The following is an 11,498-nucleotide window of genomic DNA, read 5'->3' as shown; positions in this document are numbered from 1 at the left end:
GACTGGAAGTTCGCCCTGCGGGGCGCGGCGGGCCGCGCTCCCGCCCCGGTCCCGGAGCCCTCCGGGACGGCCGCCGCCCCGGCCGGTGAACAGCGGCTGTGGGAGGAGGGGTTGTTCGCCGAGCGGGTGTCGCTGCTGGCCGCGGCGCGCCACCGCGACCCGGCGGCGGGGCTGGCGCTGCTCAGCGGCACCTGGTCGACCGAGCGGGCCGAGGACCGGCTGATGTTCCTGGACTCGCTGCGCGACGACCTCTCCCCGTCGGACGAGCCGTTCCTCGAACGGGCGCTGTCCGACCGCAGTCGGAACGTCCGGGCGACCGCCGCCGAACTGCTCTCCGCGCTCCCCGGTTCCGCGCTCGCCGCACGGATGGCCGAGCGGTCACGGGCCTGTATGTCGCTGACCACCGACGAGCCCACCGCCGAGGGGCGGACCACCGACCAGCCCACCACCGAGCGGCAGATCACCGACGAGCCGACCTCCGATCGACCGCTCGCCGATCGACCGTTCGCTGCTCGACCGCTCGCCGATCGCCCGACCGGCGAGGGGCCAACCGGCGAGCGGCCCGACGAGGGGCCGACCGGCGGCGCGCGGATAACCGTCCGGCCGCCGGAGGAGTGCGACAGCGGCATGCAGCGTGACGGCATCGTGCCCAAGCCGCCCTCCGGCCGGGGGGAGCGGTCCTGGTGGCTCGGCCAGTTGGTGGAGGCGACTCCGCTGGACCGCTGGAGCGAGTGGTTCGGCGGACGCGCTCCCGCCGAGATCGTGACCCTGCCCGTCGCGGACGGCTGGCGGGCGGATCTGCACGCGGCCTGGTGCCGGGCCGCGGTGCGGCAACGCAGCGCCGAGTGGTGCCGGGCGCTGCTCGGCACCCCGGCCGTGGCGCCCGCCCATGCCGGGGAGGCGGCCCCCGCCGCCTGGCGGGACCCGGCGAAGCTGCTGTCCGCGCTCCCGGCCCGGGAACGGGCGGAGTGGGTGGCCGAGTTCATCGCGTCCCACGGACTGTCCGACGCCTTCCGGCTGCTCGGGGTGTGCGCGGTGCCCTGGGCCGAGCCACTGGGCCGGGCCGTGGTCGACGCGCTGGACATCGCCCGGGACGCGGGCAGCTACCCGTGGAGCTTCAGCGGGGTCATGGGGCTGGCCGAGCGCTGCCTTGACCCGGCGCAGGCGGATCGGCTCGAGGTGCTGACGGCGATACCGGACGAGACGGAGGGAGCGGCGCCGGGTGCCGGGGGCTATTGGGCGGAGGCGTTCCAGCGGCTGGTGGGAACACTGCGCCTGCGGGCGACCATGCGAGCCGAACTCGAACCGACCTGACCCACACCGACACCCGCCCCCCGGACGCCCCAGACCCCAGCCATGCTCCAGAACGTGTCAGGCGACCACCGGGCGGACGTTCTTGCGTACCCACTCCACGATGGACGCCGTCGTCGCGCCCGGTGTGAAGATCTCCGCGACACCCTGTTCCTTGAGCGGGGGAATGTCCGCCTCGGGGATGATCCCGCCACCGAAGACCTTGATGTCCTCGGCCTCGCGCTCCCGCAGCAGCTCCAGCACCTTGGCGAACAGGGTCATATGGGCACCGGACAGGATGGACAGCCCGATCGCGTCGGCGTCCTCCTGGATCGCGGTGTCGACGATCTGCTCGGGCGTCTGGTGCAGCCCGGTGTAGATGACCTCCATGCCCGCGTCGCGCAGCGCCCGCGCGATCACCTTCGCCCCGCGGTCGTGGCCGTCCAGTCCCGGTTTGGCCACCACCACGCGGATCGGACCGGTCACACCCATCGCAGCCTCCAGCTCTTCGCGCCCTTCAAGCCTCGCCCGCATCGACGTGAACGAACGTTATCCCCAGCATCCGCTACCCGGCAGTTTCGCGCCGCGCGGCGAGGGGGAAATCACACGTGGGACACGTTCACCGAAGGCCGCACCCGCATCCACACCCGCATCCGCGTCCGCCGCACCCCGCACATCCGCCGCGCGGACGCCGCATACGCTTCGGGCCGGCCACATCAGGGGAGCCGCAGCGGGGACCGTCGCACCGCGCAGCGCCGTCGGCAGTCGCATGGCGCCGCGGTGCGACGGGCGGTCCCGCACCCTGCGCTCCCGGCGCTCTCCCCGTGCCCCCCCGGCGCTCTCCCGACTCTCTCCCCGCGCTCTCCCGGCGTCCTCCACCATGCGGTCCCGGCCATCGGGCCACCGCGCCGCCGAAGCCCGCCCCGGCCCAGGGCCATGTCCATCGCACCCCTGTTGTCCGTACATCCCCTCACGCGCCAGATGTGCCCCGACTCCGAGGTGATAACGGAGTTGCGGCGGCCTGCCCCTGATTGCCGTACGCGTTTCATCGCTTTCCGGAACGATGTGGATCAGTTGATGATCCGGGCGGAGACGGTCCGGATGGACCATCCGGACGTGATCTCCCGCAACACCCACGTCAACAGAATCGGACATCTCGCTCTGGCGGTGCATTTCTCCGTGGCCCGACGAGATCCACGCGGCCCTGGACGCCGCCGAACGTGCCGCCGACGCGCCACCACCGCGCTACGGCCGGGCACTTCAGACCCATTCCCGGTGGCTTCAGCGGGCCCGGAATTGCCGAACGTCAATCGAACATCCGGCCAAGGGACTGCGTACAGTCAGCCGAAAGACGGCCAAATGCCCTTTCCCGAGATGCTGAAAAGTCACCGAAGATTGTCGGTGCCGCGTACCGCCGGGTACAGTCGCCGCTAATTCTCCTGCAGCCGAGGCGAAAGAGAAGTTGGTGGTGAACGACCGTCACCCGTCGGGGGCCTCTCCGACCGTCCCCGCTCCCGACGCCTCGTATCCGTACGACGAGGCATACGGTCAGCGGCAGGACACCGCGCACGGCTACGCCGGGTACGACGGCTACTCCACCGGCAGCTTCGACCACCTGGCCACCGCCTACGGCGACGGCGACCCGCTCTTCGGCACGCTTCCGGGCGGGCATGACGGTGGACAGGGCGCCCACAGCAGTCAGTACGACGCCTCACAGTGGGCGATGGCCGACCAGCACCGGACCGGGCAGTACCAGCAGCACGACACGGGCCACTACGACACGGCCCACTACGACTCAGGCGCCTACGACACCACCGCGGTGTGGGCCGCCGCCGGCTATCACCTGCCGACCGGCATCCCCACCCAGCAGGACACCGAGACCGGCGCCCAGTGGGACATCGGCGCCTGGGACACGGGCGCCACCGGCCAGACCGAGATGCCGGGCCAGTGGGACCACCGCGGCACGGAGTACCAGGGCGAGACGTACACCTCGGGCGTGGACACCGGACAGACCCAGATCTGGGACACCTCCGTCTACGGGACCCTGGACGAAGGGCAGTACGACCAGGCGGAACCCGGTCACCCGGGGTTCGACCCGCAGGGACTCGACCACAACCCCGGCCACGATCAGCACACCGGTCTCGATCAGCACACCGGTCTCGATCAGCACACCGGTCTCGATCAGCACACCGGTCTCGATCAGCACAGCGGTCTCGATCAGCACAGCGGTCACGGCCAGCACACCGGTCACGGTCAGCGGCCCGGACTCGACCAGGCCGAGCACGAGACCAACGCCTTCGAGCAGACGGCCGTGTTCGAGCAGCCCGGCGACTTCGAGCACACCGCCGTCCTCGACCCGGTCGACGAGCCGGGCCAGCCGTACGATCCGGCCCCCGATCCGGAACCTGAACCCGAGGCGGCGGCCGCGCGGGAATCCGCCCCCTCCCCCCGCCGGGAGGCGAGCCGCGGTCGCCGCCGTACCCCCTCCGCCCGCCCCAAGCGTTCCGCGCTCCTCACCGTCGCCGTCCCCTCCGTCTGCGCCCTGGGCGTCACCGCCGTGGCCGCCGCATCGGTCAGCGGTATCGGAAGCGACAAGAAGGACGAACCCACCACCCAGGCCGCCGCCGACACCGCGGCGACCCCGGTGAAGCCCTCCGTCGCCAACAGCAAGCTGGACTCCCAGCTCGCCGGGGTACGGGAGGGCGCCGACGACTTCCGCGACCGGGCCAGCCGAACCCAGGAGCGGCTCGACCTCCAGGCGCGTCAGGCCGCCGAGAAGAAGCGCAAGGCCGCCGAGGCGGCGCGGAAGGAAGCGCTGCGCCCGAAGTACGCGCTGCCCGTCGCCCAGCACGGCCTCAGCGCCCAGTTCGGCCAGGCCGGTATCAACTGGATGTCGGTGCACACCGGCATCGACTTCCCGGTGAGTTACGGCACGCCCGTGATGGCCGCCACCGATGGCACCGTAAGGACGCAGTGGAACGACGCCTACGGCAATATGGTCATCCTGACCAGCCCGGACGGTACGGAGACCTGGTACTGCCACCTCAGCAGCGCCAAGATCCGCTCCGGGTCGGTCAAGGCCGGGGACACCATCGCGTACTCGGGGAACTCCGGTAACTCCACCGGCCCGCATCTGCACTTCGAGGTCCACCCCGGCGGGGGCTCGGCCATCGACCCGCTGCCCTGGCTGCGCGGCCAGGGCCTGGACCCCACCTGACCCGGCCCACCCGGGCCTGAGACCCCACCCGGGCCCACCCGAACCCGCTCCGGCCCACCCGGGCCGGGCGTCCGGACCCGGACGGCCCGCCGGACCGGACGTCCGCCGGACCCACCCCCCCGTAACGCGCCACCAGCGCGCCACGGACCGCTACGGCCGCCGCCGCGCCGCCGCCGCGCCCTCGCAGCGCCCCCGCCGCGGCTACCGCCACAGCCACCGGCCACGGCTTCTCCACCGGGGTACCGGCTACAGCTTCTCCACCGGTGCGTACCGCAGCAGCAGCCGCTTCGGCTTCTCGTCGCCGAAGTCGATGGTCGCCTCCGCGTTGTCCCCGCTGCCCTTCACCGCCACCACCGTGCCGAGTCCGAACGAGTCATGGGTGACCCGGTCGCCGATGGCCAGGGCGACCACCGGACGTTCCTTGGCCCGGCGGGTCGCGAACCCGCTGCCCCCGGTGCGCGAACGCGACGACGACAGACCGGAGGACAGCCCCGACGGCGGGGTCGAGGCGACGCCGCTCATGGACGCCGACGGGGTGGCGGGCCCGGTGCGCCGCCACCGCACGTACTGGTCCGGGATCTCCTCCAGGAAGCGGGACGGCGGGTTGTACGCGGGCTGTCCCCAGGCGCTGCGCATCGTCGACCGGGTCAGGAAGAGCCGCTCGCGGGCCCGGGTGATACCCACATAGGCCAGCCGCCGCTCCTCCTCCAGCTCCTTGGTCTGGCCGAGCGCCCGCATATGCGGGAAGACGCCGTCCTCCATGCCGCTGAGGAAGACGACCGGGAATTCCAGGCCCTTCGCCGTGTGCAGCGTCATCAGCGTGATCACGCCGGAGCCCTCGGGGTCCTCGTCCGGGATCTGATCGGAGTCGGCGACGAGCGCCACCTGCTCGAGGAAGTCCGCGAGGGTGCCGGGGTTCTCCTCGCCCCGGTCCTGCTCGAACTCCAGGGCCACGGCCGCGAGCTCCTGGAGGTTTTCGATCCGGGTCTCGTCCTGCGGGTCGGTGGACGCCTGGAGCTCGGCCAGATAGCCGGTGCGCTCCAGCACCGCCTCCAGGACGGTCGCCGGGCCCGCCCCGGACTCCACGATGGTGTGCAGCTCCTCCATGAGGGTGTTGAACCGCTTGACGGCATTGGCCGAGCGGGCGGCCATGCCGTACGCCTCGTCGACCCGGCGCAGCGCCTGCGGGAAGGTGATCTTCTCGCGCAGCGCCAGTGCGTCGATCATGGCCTCCGCGCGCTCGCCGATACCGCGCTTGGGCACGTTCAGGATGCGGCGCAGCGGGACGGAGTCCTCGGGGTTGGCCAGCACCCGCAGGTACGCGAGGACGTCCCGGACCTCCTTGCGCTCGTAGAAGCGCACCCCGCCGACGACCTTGTACGGCAGCCCGACCCGGATGAAGACCTCTTCGAAGACACGGGACTGGGCGTTGGTCCGGTAGAAGACCGCCACGTCCCCGGCCTTGGCGTCGCCCGCGTCCGTCAGCCGGTCGATCTCGTCGGCGACGAACTGGGCCTCGTCGTGCTCGGTGTCGGCCACATAGCCGATGATCTCGGACCCGGCGCCGGCCTCCGTCCACAGGTTCTTCGGGCGGCGGTTCTCATTGCGCTCGATGACCGCGTTGGCCGCGCTCAGGATGGTCTGGGTCGAGCGGTAGTTCTGCTCGAGGAGGATGGTCCGCGCGGTGGGGTAGTCCTCCTCGAACTGGAGGATGTTACGGATCGTGGCGCCCCGGAAGGCGTAGATCGACTGATCGGCGTCGCCCACCACGCACAGCTCGGCGGCGGGGGCCTCGTCGGTGTCCGGGCCCACCAGCTCGCGCACGAGTGTGTACTGCGCGTGGTTGGTGTCCTGGTACTCGTCCACCAGGACGTGCCGGAAGCGGCGGCGGTAGTGCTCGGCGACGTCCGGGAACGCCTGGAGCAGATGGACCGTGGTCATGATGATGTCGTCGAAGTCCAGCGCGTTGGCCTCGCGCAGCCTCGACTGGTACATCGCGTACGCCTCGGCCAGGGTCTTCTCGAAACCGTCCGACGCCTGCCCGGCGAAGGTCTCCTCGTCGATCAGCTCGTTCTTCAGGTTGGAGATCTTGGCACTGAAGGACTTCGGCGGGAACCGCTTGGGGTCGAGGTCCAGATCCCGGCAGACCAGCGCCATCAGCCGCTTGGAGTCGGCGGCGTCGTAGATCGAGAACGACGAGGTGAAGCCGAGCTTCTTCGACTCCCGGCGCAGGATGCGGACGCAGGCGCTGTGGAAGGTGGACACCCACATGGCGTGGGCCCGGGGGCCGACCAGCTCCTCCACGCGCTCCTTCATCTCGCCCGCCGCCTTGTTGGTGAAGGTGATGGCGAGGATCTGGCCGGGATGCGCCCCGCGTGCGCCGAGCAGATACGCGATGCGGTGGGTGAGCACCCGGGTCTTGCCGGAGCCGGCGCCCGCGACGATCAGCAGCGGCGAGCCGGTGTGCTCCACGGCGGCCCTCTGCTGCTCGTTCAGCCCCTCGAGCAGGGAGGCCGGATCCACGGCGGGCCGCGCCGCGCCGTCCCGGTAGTGAGCCTCCCGGGGCACGGGCGCGTCGAAGTCGCCGCTGAAGAGGTGATGCGGCACGTCCTCGGCGCCCCCGTGGCCAGGGTGTGCCGAATCCTCGGGCGGCGGTGGCCGCTCCTCGTCCGAAGGAGGCCCGAGGTCCGCCAGGAAGCTGTCGTCAAAGAGGCTGCTCATCGCTCCCCGAGTCTAGGCCGCCCCACTGACAGCCGACGCCCGAACATCACGAAACGGTTTCGGGCAAAACAACCACCAGCCTTCACATGAGCCCCACACGTTGGCTACCGTCCTGCGTCAGGCGGCCCGGACGATCAGTCGGCGAACCACGTCGGCACGGGCGGCCTCCGCCGAGTCCGGGCACCGCCGCAAGGCGGCCGGAGCCGGGGACCCGACGCAACACCGGGGTGAATCGGCCCGACGGCGGCACGGACGTGCCGCGCGAACGGCCGTAGGGCAACCTTCCGAACCGCCCGAACCCGACAGCTAACCCGGTAGGCGGTCCACGGAAGGAGTCGCCTCCCTTGGCGTCGCACCGCAAACCGCGGAGCCGGATATCCGGCCCGCTCACCGGTCACAGCCGCCGTACGGCCGTCGGGTTCACCACGGCCGCCCTCGCCTCCGTCACCCTCCTCTCCCAGACGGCCAACGCCGCGCCCGGTGCCCCCGAGCCGGCCTCCCGGTCGATCGAGAAGGTCAAGGAGAGGGTCGACACCCTCTACCACCAGGCGGAGACGGCCACCCAGCGCTACAACGCCGCCAAGGAGCGCACCGACCAACAGCGGGCCAAGGTCGACAAGCTGCTGGACTCCGTCGCCCAGCGCACCGAGAAGCTCAACGAGGCGCGGCGCACGCTCGGCACCTACGCCGCCGCCCAGTACCGCGACGGCGGGATGGCCCGCTCCGCCGCGACCCTGCTGTTCGCCGACAGTCCGCAGGACGTCTTCGACCAGTCGCATCTGATGGACCGGCTGACCGGCCGACAGAAGCAGGCCGTCGACGACTTCCAGGCCCAGCGGGCGAAGGCCGCCGAGGAGCGCGGCAGGGCCGCCGAGAGCCTCGCCTCGCTGACCGCGTCGCAGAAGCAGCTGAAGACCCAGAAGAAGACCGTCCAGACCAAGCTGACCGAGGCCCGGCAGCTGCTGGCGAATCTGACCGCCAAGGAGAAGGCGCGGCTGGCGGCGCTCGAGAAGAAGAAGGCGGAAGAAGCCCGCCGTAAGGCCGCCGCGCTCGCCGAGAAGCAGCGGCAGGAGGCCGCCGCGCGGAAGAAGCGGCAGGAGCAGGGGCAGGAGCAGCAGCAGAACGGAAGCGACAGCTCCGGCTCGACGGCTCCCTCGGCCCCCTCCAACGGTTCCAAGGCGGCCCAGGCCATCGCCTTCGCGAAGGCACAGCTCGGCAAGCCGTACGTCTGGGGCGCCACCGGCCCCAGCTCCTTCGACTGCTCAGGGCTGACCCAGGCGGCCTGGAAGTCCGCCGGGATCTCGCTGCCGCGCACCACCTGGGACCAGGTGAAGGCCGGTACGCGGGTCTCGACGTCCGAACTCCAGCCGGGGGATCTCGTCTTCTTCTACGACGACATCAGCCACGTCGGCCTCTACATCGGCGACGGGATGATGATCCACGCGCCGAAGCCGGGCGATGTGGTGAAGAAGGCGCCGATCACGGAGATGCCCATCTACGGGAGCGTACGGCCCGCGTAGGCCGACATGCCGCTGCCCGGGGCCGGGCCCCGGGCAGCGGCGGCGTCATCGCCCTCGTCAGGTGCCGGGCTTGCGCCCGTAGACGTACACGTCGTCGCCGTTCCTCAGCAGGCTCCAGTACTTCTTGGCGTCCGCCTTGCGCATGTTGACGCAGCCGTGGGAGCCGGGCGCGGACCATACGCTGCCGGCGATCGAGTGGAACGCCTGACCGCCGTCGAAGAACTGGCTGTACGGCATGGCGACCTTGTAGAGCGTCGACCAGTGGTCGATGTGCCGCCAGTAGATCTTCTTCAGCCCGGTGCGGGTCTCGAAGCCGTTCCGGCCGGACCGCACCGGCACCGGCCCGTAGACCAGCCGGGAGCCGTCCTGGATCCAGCTCAGCTGCCGGGTGAGGTCGATGCAGGCGATACGGCCCTTGTTGGTCGGGCACTTCTTCGCCGCGTTCGGGTTGTGGCCGGCCGCCTTCTGGACGCCAACGACCTTCATCACCCCCGAGGTGATCGGGCCCGCGTAGCCGATCGTGGGGCTGATGCCGTGGTTGATCTGGAACTTCTGGATCGCGAGGCAGTCCGCTCGCGACTGCCGCCCGTCGACGGGGCGGCCCAGGAACTTCTCGGCCTGCTTCTGGTACGGCCCCGTGCTGGTCGTGCACGGCGACGCCGCCATGGCGGCCGGTGTCACCGATCGCGCCTGGGCCTGCGTCTGGGCGTGCATCCGTGTCTGGGCCTGCGCCGGACCGGCCGCGGCGACCGCGAGCGGCACCGCCACCCCCGCCATCCCCGCCAGTCCCAGTGCGACACCCGCGCGCCGGCTACGTCGACTTCCGACAGCCCCCACTACCCCCATGGCCACTCCTCTCGACTGCCCTACATCTTGCTAGGACAGCTCGCGAGTGCAAACGGTTGCACGAGGGTGTCTTGATTTTTCCCCGTACATCAGTTCGTCATGTCCACAGCACGGCGATGAAGATGTTTGCCGTTGTCAAGGCGCCCACCGCGCCGAAGGCGGCCGACTCGACCTTCTCCTCGTCGCGCTTCACATACACCAGTCCGAGGATCACGATCAGCAGCGCCAGCTTCAGGCCGATCTTGACGGTGTTGACGCTGTTGTCCTCGGCCTGATTGAGCCCGACCAGCACCGCGCCGGTCACCAGCATGGTCAGTGCGCCGTGCAGCATCGCCGGGGTCATCCGGGCCTCGCCCGCGCCCATCGCCTTCATCTGCGAGAAGAAGCCACCGAGCAGTGCGCCGATGCCGACGATGTGCAGACCGACGAACACGTGAATGAGTACGTCCATGGCTCCGGAGACTAACCGCGCGCACTTCACCGCCCGGCACTCGGGTGAGCCCCACGGGTACGTTCACCGTCCGACACTCGGGTGGGCCCCGCGGGTACGTTCACCGTCCGGTCGCCCGGGGCAGCTCCCCGGGTCGGCCCGCACGTACGCCACCTGCGCGGCGCTTAAGTCGGCCCACGCATGGGCGGGTCGACGCGTACGTCACCGTCCGGCGCCCGGGGCGGCCCGCGTACGTGACCGGCGGTGTGCCCGGGTCGGCCCGCGCGTACGCCGCCCGGGTCGGCCCGAAGGTACGCACCCCGGGGCGGCCCGCGCACGTTATGGTCCGGCTCCGGGGGCAGCCCGCACGTACGCCACCTGCGTGGTGCCCGGCTCGGCCCGCGCATGGGCAGGTCAACGCGTACGTCACCGCGCGGTTGCCAGGGGCGGCCCACGCATGGGCGGATCCCAGGTACGCCACCGTCCGGCACCCGGAACAGCCCGCGTACGTCACCGGCGGGTGTGCCCGGGTCGGCCCACGCGGGTACCGTCCGGCGCCCGGGTCGGCCCGCGTGCCCACCGCCTCGTACTCGAGGCGCGGCCCGGGTCCGCCAGCCCCAGTGCCCGGGGCGGCCCGCGCATATCATCACCCGGCACCACGGCGGGCTTCTATCGGCGCTTCGGTCAGGGCCGCCCCACACTCCCGACGAACCCACTCGCCGGTCGATCAATCGCCGTCACCGGAGCGGTGAAATCCGTCCACTCCCGGTCATTCCCCCGCATGGACCCCACTTTTCGGCCTAGTTTCCCCTCCAGGTGGCAGTCCGCTTCCCGTCAACCGAGGGTCCCCGCCTCATGGTGGGCTGCCACCTGCCCGTCCGTTCCCATGTAGGTCCGGGACTTCCGATACGTCCCGTAATGCCCAAGAAAGACCAGGTGAACCGCCGCAGTGGCGTCGCACAGGAAGCCCAAGCAGCGCTTGCTCACCAGCGGCACCGCCCGCGCGGCCGCGTTCCTCGCCCTCACCGGCGCCGCGTCCGCCACCTTTCTGCACGGCACCGGGCACGCCGAGAACCGCCTCACCCCCGCTCAGGTGCGAGCCAAGGTCGACCAGTACCGCAGGGAGGCCGAGCAGGCCACCGAGAAGTACAACGGCGCGAAGGAGAAGGCCGACCGGGCCCGTCAGGCGCTGGACGCGCTGCGCGACCAGGCCGCCCGCCGCACCACCCGGCTCAACACCGCGCGCAACGCCCTCGGCGCCTTCGGCGCCGCCCAGTACCGCTCCGGGACGGTCGCCGCCGCCCTCCAACTCGCCCTGTCCTCCTCCCCCGACCAGTACCTCAAGCGCGCCTCGATCGTCGAACGCGCGGGGAACCGCCAGTCCGCCCTGATCACCGCCGTCGGCCGGCAGGAGCGGAAATTACGCCAGGTCCGCGGCGAGGCGGCCGACCGCCTCGCCGCTCTGCGTGCCTCC

Annotated in this window: 8 protein-coding genes and 1 riboswitch; of the genes, 4 read left to right on the top strand and 4 right to left on the bottom strand. The window is 71.2% G+C overall.

Going from position 1 to position 11,498, the window contains the following annotated elements; translation table 11 throughout:
* Positions 1-1,314, top strand: a 1,314-nt coding sequence (locus AXW62_RS35435; RefSeq protein ID WP_060948038.1) for a DUF5691 domain-containing protein, incomplete at its 5' end; no start/stop codon positions are given.
* 57 nt (positions 1,315-1,371) lie between these two features.
* On the opposite strand, the gene icmB is transcribed toward AXW62_RS35435, so the two are convergent.
* A complete protein-coding gene (gene icmB, locus AXW62_RS35430) occupies positions 1,372-1,782 on the bottom strand; it encodes a coenzyme B12-dependent isobutyryl CoA mutase small subunit (RefSeq protein ID WP_030828591.1) in 411 nt (136 codons plus the stop codon).
* Positions 1,783-2,758: 976 nt separating this feature from the next.
* On the opposite strand from icmB, the gene AXW62_RS35425 reads away from it, so the two are divergent.
* Positions 2,759-4,507: a M23 family metallopeptidase gene (locus tag AXW62_RS35425; RefSeq protein WP_063817726.1), complete on the top strand. Its 1,749-nt coding sequence runs from the start codon at positions 2,759-2,761 to the stop codon at positions 4,505-4,507.
* Between the two features lie 246 nt (positions 4,508-4,753).
* On the opposite strand, the gene pcrA is transcribed toward AXW62_RS35425, so the two are convergent.
* Positions 4,754-7,228 carry a DNA helicase PcrA gene (pcrA, locus tag AXW62_RS35420; RefSeq protein ID WP_060948036.1) on the bottom strand — a complete coding sequence of 825 codons (2,475 nt, stop codon included), beginning with the start codon at positions 7,226-7,228 and terminating at the stop codon, positions 4,754-4,756.
* Between the two features lie 174 nt (positions 7,229-7,402).
* A riboswitch (cyclic di-AMP (ydaO/yuaA leader) is annotated at positions 7,403-7,564 on the top strand.
* Between the two features lie 8 nt (positions 7,565-7,572).
* On the opposite strand from pcrA, the gene AXW62_RS35415 reads away from it, so the two are divergent.
* Complete coding sequence (locus AXW62_RS35415; protein ID WP_060948035.1) at positions 7,573-8,748, top strand: C40 family peptidase; 1,176 nt, start codon at positions 7,573-7,575, stop codon at positions 8,746-8,748.
* Between the two features lie 57 nt (positions 8,749-8,805).
* Here AXW62_RS35415 and AXW62_RS35410 read toward each other — a convergent pair whose 3' ends face one another.
* Together AXW62_RS35410 and AXW62_RS35405 are read right to left on the bottom strand one after the other, a co-directional pair.
* On the bottom strand, positions 8,806-9,594 hold the full coding sequence (locus AXW62_RS35410) for a L,D-transpeptidase (protein ID WP_370682959.1): 789 nt from the start codon (positions 9,592-9,594) through the stop codon (positions 8,806-8,808).
* Between the two features lie 97 nt (positions 9,595-9,691).
* Positions 9,692-10,045: a hypothetical protein gene (locus AXW62_RS35405; RefSeq protein WP_060948034.1), complete on the bottom strand. Its 354-nt coding sequence runs from the start codon at positions 10,043-10,045 to the stop codon at positions 9,692-9,694.
* A gap of 928 nt (positions 10,046-10,973) precedes the next feature.
* Here AXW62_RS35405 and AXW62_RS35400 point away from each other — a divergent pair.
* Positions 10,974-11,498, top strand: a 525-nt coding sequence (locus AXW62_RS35400; RefSeq protein ID WP_370682958.1) for a coiled-coil domain-containing protein, incomplete at its 3' end; no start/stop codon positions are given.

Origin of the sequence: Streptomyces hygroscopicus subsp. hygroscopicus (genome assembly GCF_001553455.1) — a bacterium.
In the GTDB taxonomy this organism is placed as follows: Bacteria; Actinomycetota; Actinomycetes; order Streptomycetales; family Streptomycetaceae; genus Streptomyces; species Streptomyces hygroscopicus.
This window is presented reverse-complemented; position numbering and strand designations above follow the sequence as displayed.

Excerpts from the sequence above, each read along its gene's own strand:
- icmB (WP_030828591.1), bottom strand. The coding sequence starts at position 1,782 with ATGGGTGTGACCGGTCCGATCCGCGTGGTGGTGGCCAAACCGGGACTG.
- pcrA (WP_060948036.1), bottom strand. The coding sequence starts at position 7,228 with ATGAGCAGCCTCTTTGACGACAGCTTCCTGGCGGACCTCGGGCCTCCT.
- AXW62_RS35410 (WP_370682959.1), bottom strand. The coding sequence starts at position 9,594 with ATGGGGGTAGTGGGGGCTGTCGGAAGTCGACGTAGCCGGCGCGCGGGT.
- AXW62_RS35405 (WP_060948034.1), bottom strand. The coding sequence starts at position 10,045 with ATGGACGTACTCATTCACGTGTTCGTCGGTCTGCACATCGTCGGCATC.